Raw genomic sequence first — 16,259 nt, 5'->3', positions numbered from 1 at the left:
TCGCCATATGCGCTAGGCCCGTTCCCCAGGATCGGGACGACCGCCGTCACCTGTCGGGGGGACCGTCTCATGACGCGGGGTACGGCGGCCCGAGATGAGCTGTGGGCGGATGCGGATGTAGTGCTCGCGCGCGCCTGGTGCCCAGGGGTCCAGGGGCAGCGCGCGGAGGGCGGTCAGCTCGGCGGGGTCGGTGACGCCGCGGGCCTTGCCGATCACCACGACGGACCAGCCGGTGCGGAACGCGGCGTCGAAATCGTCGATCTCGAAGGCGACGATGGTGTCGCGGGCGGCGTTGGCCAGCCGGGACGTGGGTGAGGTGCGGATCACCACGTCCCCGTCCGCGACGACGTAGTTGACCGGCTGGATGGCGGGGAGCGCCCGGTCGGTGAAGACGATGCGCCCGAGCTGGGTGGCGGCGAGCAGCGACCGGCACTCCTCGATACCGAGGATCTCCAGCCCGCCGTGGTCGAGTTGCATGACCTCAGGTTGCCCCGCCGGGGAGGCGGTCCATCAGGGTCGAAGGTCCCTACCTGCGCGGCGGGCGACGTGCGTGGCGGCGGGCCGCCCACTTGGCGAGTTCGACGAGCGTGTAGGCGAAGACCGCTACGGAGGCGATGCGTCCCCACGCGTCCACACCCAGCGGTGCCGATCGGAACACGTCGTTCATCGCCGGGACGTAGGTGTAGAGGGCCTGGACGGCGACGAGCGCGGCGGCGCCCGCGCCGACCCAGGGGTTGCGGCGGACGCCGCTCCACAGCATCGGGCGGTCCATCGACAGGCAGTTGAACAGGTAGGCCAGCAGCGTGGCCGCGAAGACGTTCACCACGACGGTGCGGGCCTCGGCGAGGGACGCGCCGTGCGCCTGCTCCCAGTGGAACAGGCCGAAGGCGCCCGTCAGAAGGATCGCCGAGACCAGCAGGATCCGCGCGGCCATGGGCCGGGTGATCAGGGGCAGGTCCGGGTCGCGCGGCGGGCGCCGCATGATCGTCTCTTCGCGGGGTTCGACGGCGAAGGGCAGGCCGAGGACCAGCACGGCCGTCATGTTCAGCCACAGCACCTGGACGGGCAGGATCGGCAGGTCGCCGCCGCCGATGATGGCGGCCATCAGCACCAGGCCCAGGCCGATGTTGGCGGGCAGCGCCCAGGCGATGAACTTGGTCAGGTTGTCGAAGACGCCGCGGCCCTCCTCGACGGCGGCCTCGATGGAGGCGAAGTCGTCATCGGTGAGGATCATGTCGGCGGCCTCCTTGGCGACCTCGGTGCCGCCCCGTCCCATCGCCACGCCGATGTCGGCCTGCTTGAGGGCGGGGGCGTCGTTGACGCCGTCGCCGGTCATGGCGATGATGTGCGACCCGCTCTGGAGGGCCCGGACGAGGCGGAGCTTCTGCTCGGGGGAGACGCGGGCGAACACGGCGGTGTCCTCGACCGCGCCGGGCAGGTCGGCGTCGGGGCAGGCGGCCAGGTCGGTTCCGGTCATGACCCGGCCTCGCAGGCCGATCCGCTCGCCGACGGCGTGGGCGGTGGCGGCATGGTCGCCGGTGATCATTTTGACCTGGATCCCGGCGGTCTGGCAGGCGCGGACGGCTCGGGCCGCCTCGTCGCGGGGCGGGTCGTGCATGGCTTGCAGCCCGAGGAAGGTCAGGCGGGGAAGCCCGTCGAGGCGCTCGGCCCCGGTGTGGGCGCGGGCGAAGGCCAGGACGCGCAGGGCCTGGAGGCCGTAGGCATGGGCGAGGTCCGTGATGCCGTCCCGGTCGAGCGGTTCGGGACGGCCGCCGGCGCCGAGCTGGTCGTCGCAGGCGTCGAGGACGCGTTCCACCGAGCCTTTGACGTAGATGGTGCCGCCCGGGTGCAGGGTGGCCATGTACTGCCGTTCGGAGCTGAACGGGAGCACGTCCAGGCGCCGGGGAGGCTCGCCGAGACCGGCCTTGGCGGCGCTGACCACCAGGGCGCCCTCGGTGGGGTCGCCGACCAGGGACCAGCCGTTCCCTTCCCCGCTGATCCGGGCGTCGTTGCAGGCGAGCCCGGCCAGCAGGCATTCGCGCAGCGCCGGGTGCGCGGCGAGGTCGGCGGGCTCGCCGTCCAGGACGACGCGGCCGTGCGGCGCGTACCCGGTGCCGGTCACCTCGTACAGGCGGCCTCCCGCGGCGACGCCGGTGACGGTCATCTCGTTGCGGGTGAGCGTCCCTGTCTTGTCGGAGCAGATCACGGTGGTGCTGCCCAGGGTCTCCACGGCCGGCAGGCGCCGGACGATGGCGTTGCGCCGCACCATCCGCGCCACCCCGAACGCCAGGGTGATCGTCACCACGGCGGGCAGTCCCTCGGGGATGGCGCCCACCGCGAGGGCGACCGCGGCCGTCAGCATCTCGGCGGCGGGCTCGCCCCGCAGGACCCCGATGCCGAAGGTGACGGCGGCCAGGCCGAGGATCGCGACGGTCACGACCCGGCTGAAGTACGCGATCTTGCGGGTCAGCGGGGTCTGGACGGAGGCGGAGCCCTCCACCAGCCGGTGCACGAGCCCGATCTCGGTGTCCGCGCCGGTCGCGGTGACGATGCCGGTCCCGGCGCCGTAGGTGGCGAACGTCCCCGAGTAGGCCATGTTGCGCCGGTCGGCCAGGCCGGCCTCGCCCAGGGGGGCGGGGTCCTTGGCGACCGGGGCCGACTCGCCGGTGAGCGCGGACTCGTCCACCGTGAGCTCGTCGGCCCGCACCAGCCGCAGGTCGGCGGGGACCTTGTCGCCCGCCTCCAGCGCCACGAGGTCCCCGGGGACCAGGTCCTCGGACGGTACGCGGACGGGCCGCCCGTCCCGGACGGCCGTGGCGGTGGTGCGGGTGAGCGCGGCGAGCGCGGCCAGCGCCCGCTCCGCCCGTGATTCCTGGACGTACCCGACGATCGCGTTGACGATCACCACGCCCAGGATCACGGCGGCGTCCACGGGCTCGCCCAGCGCGGCGGTGATCACGGCCGAGACCAGCAGCACGTAGATCAGCGGGCTGTGGAACTGGAGGACGAAGCGCAGCACCGGTCCCCGCCGCCGCGCAACGGGCAGCACGTTGGGCCCGTGCCGGGTCAACCGCGCGGCGGCCTCGTCCGAGGGCAGCCCCTGGACGGCGTCGGTGCCCAGGTCGCGGGCGACCTGCGCGGCGGTCCGCCGATGGGGCGCGCCGGGAACGGTCGTCGTCATCACGCTCCCAGCCTTTCCCCCCGCCGGGCCGCAGATCAGGGACGAAGGTCCCGCGACGGGAGACCCCTCCGCCCCCTTGTGGACTCAGCCATACCCAGCCATCGGCGCCGACTCGTCGCCCCCGGCGTTCCCGCCACCCGCGGGTCCGTTCGTGGGTGTCCGCGCCGCCCAGGGCGCTGTTCCCCTCCGGGAGAGGTAATGGTGGAATGGGGCCGCGCGGGGAAGGGGGATCGGCCGATGCCGCAGGAACGCCGCTCCGGTGACGAGCGCGCGAAGCTGATCCTGCCGCACCTGAAGCTGGACGACCTTCTGGCGGAGTTGCAGGCGCGGCTGGAGGCGGCGAGGGGAACGCGGGACCGGGTGCACGCGCTGCTGGAGGCCGTGGTCTCCATCGGCGGCGAACTGGACCTGGAGACGGTGCTGCGGCGGATCACCGAGGCCGCCACCACGCTCGTCGACGCCCGGTACGGGGCGCTGGGCGTCATCTCCGAAGAGGGCGAGCGGCTGGTGCGGTTCTTCACCTCGGGCGTCAGCGAGGAGCAGATCGAGAAGATCGGGCACTGGCCGCACGGGCACGGCATCCTCGGCCTGCTGATCAAGGAGCCGCGTCCGCTGCGGCTGCCGGAGATCTCCGAGCACCCCGAGTCCTACGGCTTCCCCGCCCACCACCCGGCGATGCACACGTTCCTGGGCGTTCCGATCCGGGTGCGCGACGAGGTGTTCGGCAACCTCTACCTGACCGAGAAGGCCGGTGGCGGGCAGTTCGAGGAGGAGGACGAGATCGTGGTCACCGCGCTGGCCACCGCCGCCGGCGTGGCGATCGAGAACGCCCGGCTGTACGAGGAGGCCCGCAGGCGCGAACGCTGGCTGGAGGCGTCGGCCGAGGTGTCCACCGCGCTGCTGTCGGGCACCGGCACCCGCGAGGCCACCGCGCTGGTCGCCCGGCGCGCCCGGGAGATCACCGACGCCGCCGTGGCGACGGTGATGCTGGCCGACGAGGCGGCGGGCGAGTTCGTCATCGCCGCGGCGGACGGCGATCACGCCGGCGAGATGACGGATCTGCGGCTGCCCATCGGGCACGCCGTGGTGGGCGGCGTCTACACCAGCGGCACCGCGACGCGCCTGGCCGACGGGCGGGAGGCGATGGGGGCCGGCGCGCTCCCGGCGGACCCGGCCGTCGGGCCGCTGCTGGTCGTCCCGCTCGGGGTGGGCGCGTCGGCGCGGGGCGTGCTGCTGGTGATCAACCCCTCCGGCGGGCCGGTGTTCAGCGGGTCGGCGCAGCGGCTGCTGGAGGCGTTCGCGGCGCAGGCGGCGGTGGCGCTGGAGGTGGCCGACGCGCGCCGGGACGCCGAACGGCTGAGGTTGCTGGAGGACCGGGACCGGATCGCCAAGGACCTGCACGACACGGTGATCCAGCGGCTGTTCGCCACCGCGATGACGCTGATGAGCGCGATCAAGCTCGTCGAGCGGCGGGACGCCGCGTCCCGCATCCAGCGGTCCGTGGACGACCTGGACGACACCATCCGCCAGATCCGCTCCACCATCTTCGCCCTCCAGGCGGGGCCGGAGGAGGAGGGGACGCTGCGCGGCCGCCTGCGCGCCCTCGTCGACGCCGCCACCGAGCGGCTGGGCTTCGCCCCGTCCGAACGCCTGGACGGGCTGCTCGACACCGCCGTCCCTCCCGAGACCGGGGAGCACCTGCTGGCGGTGGCGCAGGAGGCGTTGTCCAACATCGCCCGGCACGCCCGCGCCGGCGAGGCGGCCGTCACCGTTCAGGTCGGCGACGACGAGGTCGTCCTGCGCGTCGAGGACAACGGCGTCGGCATCCCCGAAGGGGGCCGCCGGAGCGGGCTGCGCAATATGCGGCAACGCGCGGAGGCGCTCGGCGGCTCGTTCAGCACGGCGCCCCGCCCCGGCGGCGGGACGATCCTGACCTGGGCGGTCCCCCTCGGCACCGGCGATCCTGCCTGACGGTCCCGGTCGTCGCCGCGCCCTCGATTCCCGTACCTTGGCGGCCGCTTTGCCGAAAACGCGCGTCGCCGCCGACGCGGCCCCCCGGGTTTTGGCCGGTCGCTCCGTGAACCTGGGCCACTGCGGGACGCCACGGGGAATGCTCGGGGCAGGGCGCGGCGGCAGGCCGGTTCCGCCCGGGTGGAGTCCCGCATCGAGGCGAGGGGGAGCGATGGCGAGCGGGTCGCTTGTGGTCGTGGGTTTCGACGGGTCCCCCGAGAGCGAGAACGCGATCCACTGGGCGGTGCGGGAGGCGGAGTTACGGCGTTGCACGCTGTGCGTCGTCCACGCCTGGCGGTGGCCCTATCCGGCCGACTACGTCGATGAAGAGGGCGCCGCGATCGTGCGGCGCACGGGTGAGAACCTGCTGGACCGCGGGGTGGAACTGGCGCGACGGCAGGCGCCGGACGTGCGGGTGGTCAAATGGCTGATGGACGGGCCCGCCCACGCGGCGCTGACACGTGAGGCCCAGGGCGCGGAGATGATCGTGGTCGGCTCGCATCACGTGGGCGAGCTGCCGGTCGGGTCCACGGCGCTGCGGCTCCCGGCGCGGGCGGATCGTCCCGTGGTGGTGGTCCGCACCACCGCGCCCCGGTTCGAGCAGATCGTGGTGGGAGTGGACGGGTCGGCCGCGGCCGACGCGGCGCTGGAGTTCGGGTTCGAGGAGGCGGACCTGCGCGGCTGGAAACTGCGCGCGGTCTACGGGTGCTGGGAACCGGCCGAGGCCCCCGAGCACGATCTCGCCCTGTTCGGCAACGAGGACAGGCTGCGGGAGGTGGCCGACGGGCGGCTGAAGCGCGCGGTGGAGCCCTGGCAGGCGCGTTACCCGGACGTGGACGCGTCCACCTTCCTGCGGCTGGGATCGCCGCGTGAGGCGATGTTCGAGGCGGCCGAGAGCGCGGATCTGGTGGTCGTCGGCAACCGCGGCACGGGTGGTCTGGAGCCGTTGTGGCTGGGAGCGACCAGCGGCGCGCTGTTGCAGCACGCCCCGTGCACGGTCGCGATCGTGCAGGCGCGGCGATAACCGGGGCCGACCCTGGGCAGAGGACGAGTGACGTTGGGCAGGTTCGCGGCGGCGTGAGGCGCCGTCGAAGAACCCGCCTCGGGGGGAGGAACCATGGCGCCGCAGACGAGCGTGGTCGTCGGCTATGACGGGACGGACGAGAGCGATCACGCCCTGCGCTGGGCGGTGGAGGAGGCCCGGATGCGGCAGCGCGACCTGGTCATCTGCCACTCCTGGCGCTGGCCCTATCCGATCAGTCATGTCGACCTCGATCTGGAGGAGACGGTGAAGCGGATGGGGCAGCACGTCCTGGAACGGGGAGTGAGCCGGGCACGGGACCTCACGCGGTCGGTGCGCATCCGGCCGAAGCTGATGGACGGTCCCGCCTATGCCGCTCTGCTGCACGAGTCCTACGACGCCGAAGTGCTGGTCGTCGGCTCCCACGAGCAGGAGGAACTCGCGATCGGGTCCACCGCCCTGCAACTGCCCGCCCGCGCCCAGCAACCCGTCATGGTCGTCCGCCGGTCCGACCACCACGAGCGCGTGGTCGTGGGCGTCGACGGGTCGGCGGGCGGTGACGCGGCGCTGGCGTTCGGCTTCCAGGAGGCGGCGCTGCGGGGGTGGCGGCTGAAGGCGGTCTACGGATGCTGGGAGCCGGGTGCCGTGGCCGGGACCGATCTGGCGCTGTTCGCCGACCGGGACGAACTGATGCGGTCGTGCGGCGCCCTGCTGGAACGCGTGGTCTCGCCGTGGCGGACCAAGTACCCGCGGGTACAGGCGGACACCTCGCTCGTCATGGAGGGGCCGCGTACCGCGCTGCTGGAGGCGGCCAAGCAGGCGGACCTCGTCGTGGTGGGTGATCGGGGCACGGGCTCCGTGGGCCCGCTGCTGCTCGGCTCGACCAGCACGGCGATGCTGCAACACGCGCCCTGCACCGTGGCCGTCGCGCACGCGATCACCGGCGGCTGACCCCGCCCAGCGTGCGCGGCTGAGTCGTGTGATGTCGCTGACGACTAGATTGTTCTGAAATCATGACCTGTGTACCGGATGCCCGTTGAGTCGGGAACGGTGGGACGCGATGCCCGGGCTCGCATCGCGTGCGGGTGGTGGTGCCGCGCCTCGTCAGGGCGCCGGCGCTGGACGACACAGGAGTGATCATGGACGTCGAGCGGACATCGTTGCCGGGGATCGGGCTGCGGCATGTGTTCACCACCAGGCGGGGCCGTCAGCTGGGTGTGGTCTCGCACCACACCGGCCGCAGAGACCTGGTGATCTACGACAAGGAGGACCCCGACACGTGCGTGGTATCAGTGGCGCTGAGCGATGAGGAGGCCAACGCGCTGGCCGAGCTGCTGGGCACAGGACGGGTGGTGGAACGGCTGAGCGAGCTGCACCGGCAGGTCGAAGGACTGGTCACCGATCAGATCCCCATCGCCCCCGGCTCCCCCTACGCCGGGCGCACGCTGGGGGACACCCAGACCCGGACGCGCACCGGCGCCTCGATCGTGGCGGTGGTCCGCGACGGGCAGGTGATCGCGAGCCCGCGTCCCGACTTCGTGTTCTCCGCCGACGACGTGGTGGTGGCGGTCGGCACCGACGAGGGCACGGCGGCCGTTGCCGACATCCTGGCCGGCGGGTGAGGCGGCCCTATGCATAGTGCGATACAACTGATCGAGCTCGGTGCGATCATCCTGGCGCTGGGACTGCTGGGCGCGGTGGCCAACCGGTTCTCCATCTCGGCGATCCCGCTGTACCTGATCGCGGGACTGGCGTTCGGATCCGGCGGGGTCCTGCCGCTGGGCGCCAGTGAGGAGTTCGTCGCCATCGGCGCCGAGGTCGGCGTCATCCTCCTGCTGTTCACCCTGGGCCTGGAATACACCGCCGGCGAACTGGTCGGCACGTTAAGGACCTCGGCGCCGTCGGGCCTGGCCGACCTGGTGCTCAACGCCGCGCCGGGCGTGATCGCCGCGTTCCTCCTCGGGTGGGGTCCGGTCGCGGCCGTGGCGATGGGCGGCGTCACCTACGTCACCTCGTCGGGCATCACCGCCAAGGTGATGGGCGACCTGGGCTGGCTGGGAAACCGCGAGACACCCGCCGTGCTGTCGATCCTGGTCTTCGAGGACCTGGCGATGGCCGCCTACCTGCCCATCCTGACCGCGCTGCTGGCCGGGGCCTCCCTCGCCGCCGGCGCCACCACGCTGGGGATCGCCGCCGCCACCATCGCGGTGATCCTGCTGATCGCCCTGCGGCACGGCGCGCTGGTCGAACGGTTCGTCGCCAGCCCCAGCGACGAGGTGCTGCTGCTGAAGGTGCTGGGACTGGTCGTGCTGGTCGCGGGGCTGGCGCAGCAGCTCCAGGTGTCGGCGGCGGTGGGGGCGTTCCTGGTCGGCATCGCCCTGTCCGGCCCCCTGGCGCACACCGCGCAGGAGCTGCTGTCCCCGCTGCGGGACCTGTTCGCGGCGGTGTTCTTCGTCTTCTTCGGCCTGCACACCGACCCCGGCGACCTGCCCCCCGTCCTGGGCGCCGCCGCGCTGCTGGCCGTGGCCGGGACCGCCACCAAGCTCGCCTCGGGCTGGATAGCCGCGCGGCGCGTCGGCGTGGGCACGACCGGCCGGATGCGCGCCGGGGCGGCGCTGGTCCCCCGGGGCGAGTTCAACATCGTCATCGCCGGCCTGGCGGTGGCCGCCGGGATCAACCCGCAGATCGGCCCGCTGGCCGCCGCCTACGTCCTGATCCTGGCCGTCGCCGGGCCGCTGCTGGCCCGCGCCGCCGTACCGGTGGCCCGGGTCCTGCAGAGGCGCGGCAAGCGCAGTGATCAGGCGGCGGACCAGGCTCAGACCGACGGCGACGCCGCGGCCGTGGACCCGCCCGACGAGGACGGCGTCCACGGCCACACGCTCCGTCACGCCGAGGAGATCCCCTAGCGCGGCGTTCCCGGCTCGGCGCCGGATGGGACACCGGCTCGGCCGCCACGCGGCCGAGCCGGTGTCACGCCGGGATCTAGACCTCGCAGTAGCCCTTCGAGCCGTTCGCCGGCACGCTCGCGAACGGCTCGCCGTCATCCGTGATCGTGAGCCCCCCGCTCGGACCGGGGCCGTCGCGGACCTCCAGGCCGAGCTCGCGCGCCCGCCGCTCGACCGCCGGCGCGCCGCCGGTCTCGGCGAGCTCCTCCAGCTCCGCCAGGACCCTCTCGCAACGGGCGACCGCGTAGTACCTCGGCCCTCCGTAGACGGCCAGCCCGACCAGGACGATCACGCCCAGGGCCCCGGAGACCCGGTACCACCAGACGACCAGGTCGGAGGGCTCGACCACGTCGGGGTTCTTGAACCGCCAGGACTTGAACAGGCCCCACATCCGGCGTGGGAAGAGCACGTTGAGCAGGCACAACGTCACCAGCACCACCAAGAGCGCGGTGAAGTACAGCACCTCGCCCCACATGTGCGCAAGCTACTCCATCGGCGGTCCGCCGTACATACGCGTCCACCGGCTACGTGAAGTACCGCAGCGTGACATAGGCCCAGGCCGCCAGGGTGGTGAGCGCCGTGGTGACGATGCCGTACCGGGTGAACTGCCAGAACGAGATCGGATGGCCCGTCCTGGCGGCGATGCCGATCGCCACCACGTTGGCGCTCGCGGCCACGGCCGTGCCGTTGCCGCTGAAGTCGGCGCCCAGCGCGAACGCCCACCACAGCGCCTCGCCGGTGCCGGAGTCGGGTGCCTGCGCGGCCAGTCCCTCGACGATGGGCGCCATGGTCGCGGTGTAGGGGATGTTGTCGAAGAACGCGCCCAGCACGGCCGATCCGAACAGCAGCCCGGTGGCCGCCATGTGGTAGTCGTCCCCGACCGTCTCCACGGCCCACTCGCCGATGTTCTCGATGACGCCGGTGTGGACGAGCCCGGAGACCATGACGAACAGTCCCGCGAAGAACACCAGCGTCGGCCATTCGACCTCGCCCATGACGTCGTGGACGTCGGAACGGGTCACCAGGATCATCACGCCGGCGCCGATCAACGCCACGATCGAGGGTTCCACGTGCAGCACCGAGTGCAGCCCGAAGCCGACGATGACCAGGCCGAGCACGATCAGGCAGCGTGCCAGCAGGCGGGGGTCGGTGATGGCGCGGCGTTCCTGGAGCGCCATGACCTCGTGCGCGTGCGGGGAGTCGTGGCCGAGCGCGTCGCGGAACATGACACGGGTCAGCAGCACGAACCCGATGAAGGTGAGCACGACGATCGGGGCCATGTGCGCCAGGAAGTCGTTGAACGACAGGCCCGCCCGGCTGCCGATGATGATGTTCGGCGGATCCCCGACCAGGGTGGCCGCCCCGCCGATGTTGGAGGCCAGCACCTCGGCGATCAGATAGGGCTGGGCCGGTATCCGCAGCCGGTCGCAGACCACCACCGTCACCGGCGCCACCAGCATGATCGTGGTGACGTTGTCGAGGAACGGCGACGCGATCGCGGTGATGGTCATCAGCATCACCATCAGCCGGTAGGGCCGGCCGCGGGACCTCTTGGCCGCCCAGATCGCCAGGAAGTCGAAGATCCCCGTCTGCTTGATGATCCCGACGATGATCATCATGCCGAGCAGCAGGAAGATGACGTTCCAGTCGATCCCCTCGTGCTCGGAGAAGAAGACCTCGGCGCCCGGGGCGAGGCCGAGCACCGTCATCACCCCGGCGGCGATCAGGACGACCTTGACCTTGTCGGCCCTCTCGGTGGCGATGAAGAAGAACGCCACGACGAACACGGCCAGCGCGGCGGCGGGGCTCACCGGCCCGCCCCCCGCCGCACGGCCGGTCCGGCGGCCGCCGGTCGTGGCCTCAGTCTCCGGGAGCGGCCAGTGCCAGGGCCGCCAGCAGCCGGTCCAGCAGGACCGCTCCGCTGAGGACGCCCGACCCGTTGATCACCGCCACCAGGGGGCTGCGCTGCCGGGCCATCAGCGCGGCCACCTCCAGCAGCGTGGCGTCGCCCCGCACGGTCACCGGCCGTCCCGTGGGCCTGGCCAGGCAGTCGCCGACCGTCATGGCGCCCGGTCCCCGCCAGAAGGCGTCGGCGTGCTCCTCGTCCACCGCCCGGGCCAGCGCCGGATCCTGCTGATAGGCGTTCGGCACCGCCAGCCGCAGCACCTGCGTTCCCGGCAGCACCACCCGGGGGCGCCGCCGCTCGTCCACCACGATCAGGCCCGGCAGCCGCGCGAGCGCCATCACCCGCACCGCCTCGGCGACCGGGTCGTCCGTCGTCACGGTCGGGACCTGGACCGCGATATCGCGTGCTTGCATGACGTCCCTTCGGGTTCGCGGCGCGGAATCCGGCGTCCATCACGGTCCGTGACGCTCGATGCCGGGCGGCCCTTGACGTTCCGTGCCGAACGGGTAAGGCGATCTCGTGCGTACCATGACAGCTCCTTCTTGACGTGGTCCCGTCAAGTCTTCGATCGGGAAGACCTGCCTCACCATCGGGAGCAGCACCCATGTGCACCGGGGGCCACCATGTAGCCGCAGCTCAGGCGCCTATGTACGGGAGGGTCCGGCCCGGGGCCGACCGGGCGGGCGCGTCACCCGCGCCGTTCGAGTTCGGCCAGGCGGCGTTCCAGCTCGGCGAGCCGGTCGGTGATCGGCTGGTCATGCAGCAACTGGGCGAGCTGGTCGGCCTCGTCGGCGTCCAGGACGATGCTCCGTCCCGGACTGTCCGGATCGATCGCCTCACCGGGCCCGGCGCCACCGCCGTCCGGAGGCAGGTCGTAGATGAACAGGACGCGTTCACCGTGCGCATGGAGCAGCACGCCCAGCCGCTGCCCGTGGCGGGTCCGCAGGTGGTGGAGCGTGCCGGCGCCGGGTACGGTCACCGGGTTGATCTGCATGGGTCGCCTCCGCTGGTGTCGTCGTGTCATCGAAGTGCGCCACGGCCCCCGCGCTTGGAGACCCCCGCCTCAAGCCTGATCCCGTTTCCCGCCGGGCCACCATCGGTGCCGACACCCATTCGCGCAGGTGGCGGACCCCACACCGCCGCCCACCACGTGGGTGGCGCGTCCCCTGGATGGGTGGCGGGACCGATGGACGCGGGCGACCCCGCGCGACCAGGCTGGCCTCGACGATCCGATCCCGGCGGGACGAAAAGCGCAGGTCGGACGGCATAGTGGAGACTGAGGCGATCTGGAGGTGATGCGGTGCCCCTGTTCTGGCGGATCTTCCTGCTCAACGCCGTGGTGCTCATCACGGCGACCGCGCTGCTGCTGGGGCCCGTCAGCGTGTCCACGCCCGTCCTGCTCACCGAGGCCGCCGTCCTGACCGTCGGCCTGGTCGCCATGCTGGTCGCCAACGCCGTCCTGCTCCGCGTCGCGCTGGCGCCGCTGCGGCGGCTGACCGGCACCATGACCACGATCGACCTGCTCCAGCCCCGGGAACGTCCCGCCGCGGCCGGGCAGGGCGAGATCGCGGAACTGATCGACACCTTCAACACCATGCTCGGACGCCTCGAACACGAACGCGCCACCAGCGCCGCCCGAGCCCTGTCCGCGCAGGAGGCCGAACGTCACCGCATCGCGCAGGAACTCCACGACGAGGTCGGCCAGACCCTGACGGCCGTCCTGCTGGACCTCAAACGGGTCGCCGACCACGCGCCGCCCGACATCGGCGACGAGCTCCACCAGGTCCAGGAGACCACCCGCGGCAGCCTGGAGGAGATCCGCCGCATCGCCCGCCGGCTGCGTCCCGGCGTTCTGGAGGAACTCGGCCTGACCAGTGCCCTCAAGGCCCTGACCACGGAGTTCCGCGCCCCCGGGCTCGCCGTCCGCCACCACGTCGACGACGACCTGCCGCCGCTGGACCGGGAGACCGAACTGGTCATCTACCGCGTGGCGCAGGAAGGACTGACCAACACCGCCCGCCACGCCGGCGCCCGGCACGCCGACCTCACGCTCCGCCGGACCCCGGCCGGAGTAGAGCTGCGCGTCCGCGACGATGGCCGCGGCATGGCGGATAGCCCCGAGGGCGCCGGTGTCCGGGGCATGCGGGAACGCGCCCTGCTCATCGGCGCCGACCTCGACCTCGGGCCCGCGCCCGGCGGCGGCACCCAAGTCCGCCTGACCGTTCCGACCCACCGAGGGAGCCGCCGCCCATGACCCAGCCGCCCACCACTCAGGCGACCACCACCCGCATCCTGCTCGCCGACGACCACGCCCTGGTCCGCCGGGGAGTCCGCCTCATCCTCGACAACGAGATCGGGCTGACCGTCGTCGCCGAGGCCAGCGACGGCGCCGAGGCCATCGCCCAGGCCCGCGCCCACGATCCCGACCTGGCCATCCTCGACATCGCCATGCCGCGCCTGACCGGCCTCCAGGCGGCCCGCGAGATCTCCGCCGCCCTGCCGCGGACGCGCATCCTCATCCTGACCATGTACGACAACGAGCAGTACTTCTTCGAGGCGCTCAAGGCCGGCGCCTCGGGGTACGTCCTGAAGTCCGTCGCCGACCGCGACCTGGTCGAAGCCTGCCACGCCGCCATGCGCGGCGAACCCTTCCTCTACCCCGGCGCGATCAACGCCCTCATCCGCAACTACCTGGACCGCGCCCGCGACGACCCGTCCATCCCGGAACGGCCCATCACCGACCGGGAAGAGGAGATCCTCAAACTCGTCGCCGAAGGCCACACCTCGCAGCAGATCGCCGACATCCTCGTCATCAGCGTCAAGACGGTGGAGCGCCACCGCGCCAACCTGCTGCAGAAACTCGGCCTCAAGGACAGGCTCGAACTCACCCGGTACGCCATCCGCGTCGGGCTGATCGAGCCGTGACCGCGGCCCCCGCCGGTCACCCGTTGGCGAGGATGCCGGCGACCGCCGCGGTGCCCTCGCCGGTGCCGACCACCACCACGACGTCATGGGCCTCGAACACGAAGTCCGGGCCGGGGCTGGCGATCACCTTGCCGCGCCGCACCACGGCCACGATCGAGGCGCCGGTGCGCGTACGCGCCCGCGTGTCGCCCAGCGGCCGCCCCACGTAGGGCGACCCGGCGGACACCGGGATCTTCTCGGTCACCAGGTCCTCGACCTGGCGGCGCTCGTCGTTCAACCGTTCCACCACGTGGACGGTCTCCAGCAGCTCGGCCAGCCCGTTGGCCTCCTCGCCGGTCAGCTCCACCGACACCACGCGCTTGCCGGGATCCTCCTTGCCGTAGATCACCAGATCGTGACGGCCGGTGCGATGGGAGATCACCCCCAATCGGCGGCCCTGCTTGGTGGTGAACTCATGACGCAGCCCGATCCCCGGCAACGATGTCCGCTCGACGTCCATGACCTCTCCGCTCACTTCGCCATGCCGGGAAACCTCGTCGTCCCCCGCTCAGGTGCCATGTCGCCCCCTGCCGGCCACCGGGGCGTCATGATCCCAGAACGGCACCGCCGTCCGCCAACCAGATACCCGTTTCGCCGGGCCACCGGCGAAACGGGGTTGACCACCGGCCCGGTGATGGGATCGTGAACCCGTGGCTCCTCCCCATCGAACCGGCCACCGCGACCACGCCGCGCCCGCCACCCGGCCACCCCCGTCCGCGGCCGGCCCGCCGGACCCGTTCGACCGGTGGGCCGCCACCTATGACACCAGCCTGCTCCAGTGTCTGCTCTACCAGCCGGTGCACCAAGCCGTACTGCGACACGCCCACCGGCACGCTCCCGACCCCGCCCGGATCCTGGACATCGGCTGCGGCACCGGGCGCCTCCTGCACGCCGCCGCCCATACGTATTCGCACGCGGCCATGATCGGGACGGACCCCTCCCCCTCGATGATCCGCAACGCCGCGGCCGGACCCACCGGCGGCACCACCGCCAGGATCCGCTTCGTCCGCGCCCGCGCCGAGGCCCTGCCCTTCGGCGACGCCACCTTCGACCTGGTACTGAGCACCCTGTCCCTCCGGCACTGGCACGATCGGTGGCGAGGGCTCGCCGAGATCGGCCGCGTCATCGCCGGAAGCGGCGTCGTCATCCTCGCCGACGTGCTCCAGCCGCGGCGCCGGTCCGACCCGGGACGCTGGCTGCCCTGGGCCTCGTCCCTGCCCGCCGGGGTCCACCGCGCCATCACCACCGCCGGGCTGAGCCCGGACCACGTCGAGACGGTCCCGCTCACCATCCCGATGACCACGACCACCCTGATCGTCGCCCGGCCCGCGCCCTCAGCCCTGCCGCGCTCCTGACGACCCCGCCGTCTCAGCGAACCGGGGACGCGACGCTCTCTTCGCGCCGCCGGCGGGCGGTGGGCGGCTTGAACCGGCGACCCGTCTCGGGTCAGACGAGATGGCGGGCCGGCGGGAACATCCGGAGAAGGGCCCGGCCGAGGTCGCGTACCGACTCCTCGGTCTGATTGAGGGCGTCCTGCATCGGCGAGGTCTCGGGCCGCTCCTGGCCGGCCGCCTCTTCGCCCTCGTCCTGCTTCTCCGCGGATTCCGGGGGCCGGCCGGTTTCCTCTTCGCCCTTCTCCTCGGCGCCCTTCTTCTCCTCCTCAGGGGCGCCCTTCTCCTCAGCGCCCTTCTCTTCAGGGGTGCCCTTCTCCTCACGGTGGCCTGTGTCCTCACAGGCGGCCTCGCCCTGATCCCGGGGAGGATTGGTGGAGACCCCGCTGAGGTTCTCCGACGCCTCATCGGTGCCCTTGCCCGCGGCCTGGGTGATGCCCTTGGTGGCCTCGCCGAGTTCGCCCGCGGCCTCGCCGAGATGCCGGACGATCTCCGGATTGCGGTCGAGCGTCGTCAGGGTCCGGTCGATGACGAAGGCCACGTTGTCGAGGCGGATCCGCAGTTGCGCCTGGGCCTCGACGCCCCTGATCTCCAGCTTGGTCTTTCCCATGCGCGCGTCCGCCCCGGCGTTCACCTTGACGAGGCCGACGACCTCGGCGATGAGCGCGACATACGCCCGGAGGTCGTCCACGTCGAGACAGAGCTGGTCCACCTTGAGCGAGGGAACGTCGAGATAGGCGTCCGGCTCCCCCTCGGCACCGGCACGCTGGTCCGGCGGTACGAGCTTGCCGGACACGCCTTCCTTCTCGCCTGATTCGTCGCGCTCTCGTCCAGGCTTCGG

The 16,259-nt window shown here is 72.3% G+C and carries 16 protein-coding genes; 8 read left to right on the top strand and 8 right to left on the bottom strand.

Features of this window, described 5'->3' with window-relative positions; genetic code table 11:
* Positions 1-12: 12 nt before the first annotated feature.
* Positions 13-477, bottom strand: a complete 465-nt coding sequence (locus ACGWYJ_RS23495; protein WP_395108436.1) for a pyridoxamine 5'-phosphate oxidase family protein — start codon at positions 475-477, stop codon at positions 13-15.
* Between the two features lie 49 nt (positions 478-526).
* Positions 527-3,181 carry an HAD-IC family P-type ATPase gene (locus tag ACGWYJ_RS23490; protein ID WP_395108434.1) on the bottom strand — a complete coding sequence of 885 codons (2,655 nt, stop codon included), beginning with the start codon at positions 3,179-3,181 and terminating at the stop codon, positions 527-529.
* 237 nt (positions 3,182-3,418) lie between these two features.
* On the opposite strand from ACGWYJ_RS23490, the gene ACGWYJ_RS23485 reads away from it, so the two are divergent.
* The 5 genes from ACGWYJ_RS23485 to ACGWYJ_RS23465 all read left to right on the top strand — a co-directional run bounded on the left by ACGWYJ_RS23485 (position 3,419) and on the right by ACGWYJ_RS23465 (position 9,118).
* Positions 3,419-5,152, top strand: a complete 1,734-nt coding sequence (locus ACGWYJ_RS23485; RefSeq protein WP_395108433.1) for a GAF domain-containing protein — start codon at positions 3,419-3,421, stop codon at positions 5,150-5,152.
* 211 nt (positions 5,153-5,363) lie between these two features.
* Positions 5,364-6,215 carry a universal stress protein gene (locus ACGWYJ_RS23480; RefSeq protein WP_395108432.1) on the top strand — a complete coding sequence of 284 codons (852 nt, stop codon included), beginning with the start codon at positions 5,364-5,366 and terminating at the stop codon, positions 6,213-6,215.
* 93 nt (positions 6,216-6,308) lie between these two features.
* Positions 6,309-7,163, top strand: a complete 855-nt coding sequence (locus ACGWYJ_RS23475) for a universal stress protein (protein WP_395108431.1) — start codon at positions 6,309-6,311, stop codon at positions 7,161-7,163.
* A gap of 188 nt (positions 7,164-7,351) precedes the next feature.
* On the top strand, positions 7,352-7,834 hold the full coding sequence (locus tag ACGWYJ_RS23470) for a cation:proton antiporter regulatory subunit (protein ID WP_395108456.1): 483 nt from the start codon (positions 7,352-7,354) through the stop codon (positions 7,832-7,834).
* Between the two features lie 9 nt (positions 7,835-7,843).
* The gene (locus tag ACGWYJ_RS23465; protein WP_395108429.1) at positions 7,844-9,118 is read left to right on the top strand and encodes a cation:proton antiporter; all 1,275 of its coding nucleotides are present in this window, start codon (positions 7,844-7,846) and stop codon (positions 9,116-9,118) included.
* 76 nt (positions 9,119-9,194) lie between these two features.
* On the opposite strand, the gene ACGWYJ_RS23460 is transcribed toward ACGWYJ_RS23465, so the two are convergent.
* From ACGWYJ_RS23460 to ACGWYJ_RS23445, 4 genes are all read right to left on the bottom strand, one after another.
* Positions 9,195-9,632 carry a DUF6199 family natural product biosynthesis protein gene (locus ACGWYJ_RS23460; RefSeq protein WP_395108428.1) on the bottom strand — a complete coding sequence of 146 codons (438 nt, stop codon included), beginning with the start codon at positions 9,630-9,632 and terminating at the stop codon, positions 9,195-9,197.
* Between the two features lie 49 nt (positions 9,633-9,681).
* Positions 9,682-10,968, bottom strand: coding sequence for an SLC13 family permease (locus ACGWYJ_RS23455; RefSeq protein ID WP_395108426.1), 1,287 nt, complete (start codon positions 10,966-10,968; stop codon positions 9,682-9,684).
* Between the two features lie 49 nt (positions 10,969-11,017).
* The gene (locus ACGWYJ_RS23450) at positions 11,018-11,476 is read right to left on the bottom strand and encodes a CBS domain-containing protein (RefSeq protein WP_395108425.1); all 459 of its coding nucleotides are present in this window, start codon (positions 11,474-11,476) and stop codon (positions 11,018-11,020) included.
* A gap of 275 nt (positions 11,477-11,751) precedes the next feature.
* Positions 11,752-12,057 carry a hypothetical protein gene (locus ACGWYJ_RS23445; RefSeq protein ID WP_395108423.1) on the bottom strand — a complete coding sequence of 102 codons (306 nt, stop codon included), beginning with the start codon at positions 12,055-12,057 and terminating at the stop codon, positions 11,752-11,754.
* 306 nt (positions 12,058-12,363) lie between these two features.
* Here ACGWYJ_RS23445 and ACGWYJ_RS23440 point away from each other — a divergent pair, with 306 nt between their 5' ends.
* Positions 12,364-13,317, top strand: a complete 954-nt coding sequence (locus ACGWYJ_RS23440; RefSeq protein WP_395108421.1) for a HAMP domain-containing sensor histidine kinase — start codon at positions 12,364-12,366, stop codon at positions 13,315-13,317.
* Entirely contained in the window at positions 13,314-13,988 is a 675-nt protein-coding gene (locus ACGWYJ_RS23435; RefSeq protein ID WP_395108420.1) for a response regulator, read from the top strand. The genes ACGWYJ_RS23440 and ACGWYJ_RS23435 overlap by 4 nt, the downstream gene beginning before the upstream one ends.
* Before the next feature lie 16 nt (positions 13,989-14,004).
* On the opposite strand, the gene ACGWYJ_RS23430 is transcribed toward ACGWYJ_RS23435, so the two are convergent.
* Complete coding sequence (locus ACGWYJ_RS23430) at positions 14,005-14,502, bottom strand: cation:proton antiporter regulatory subunit (RefSeq protein ID WP_395108418.1); 498 nt, start codon at positions 14,500-14,502, stop codon at positions 14,005-14,007.
* A gap of 175 nt (positions 14,503-14,677) precedes the next feature.
* On the opposite strand from ACGWYJ_RS23430, the gene ACGWYJ_RS23425 reads away from it, so the two are divergent.
* A complete protein-coding gene (locus ACGWYJ_RS23425; protein ID WP_395108417.1) occupies positions 14,678-15,382 on the top strand; it encodes a class I SAM-dependent methyltransferase in 705 nt (234 codons plus the stop codon).
* A gap of 91 nt (positions 15,383-15,473) precedes the next feature.
* Here ACGWYJ_RS23425 and ACGWYJ_RS23420 read toward each other — a convergent pair whose 3' ends face one another.
* The gene (locus ACGWYJ_RS23420) at positions 15,474-16,214 is read right to left on the bottom strand and encodes a hypothetical protein (protein WP_395108416.1); all 741 of its coding nucleotides are present in this window, start codon (positions 16,212-16,214) and stop codon (positions 15,474-15,476) included.
* Positions 16,215-16,259 lie beyond the last annotated feature (45 nt).

The sequence above is a fragment of the Actinomadura sp. SCN-SB genome (genome assembly GCF_043906805.1).
GTDB lineage: Bacteria > Actinomycetota > Actinomycetes > Streptosporangiales > Streptosporangiaceae > Spirillospora.
Note: the sequence above shows the minus strand (reverse complement) of the source record. Positions and strands in the feature narration are given on the sequence as shown.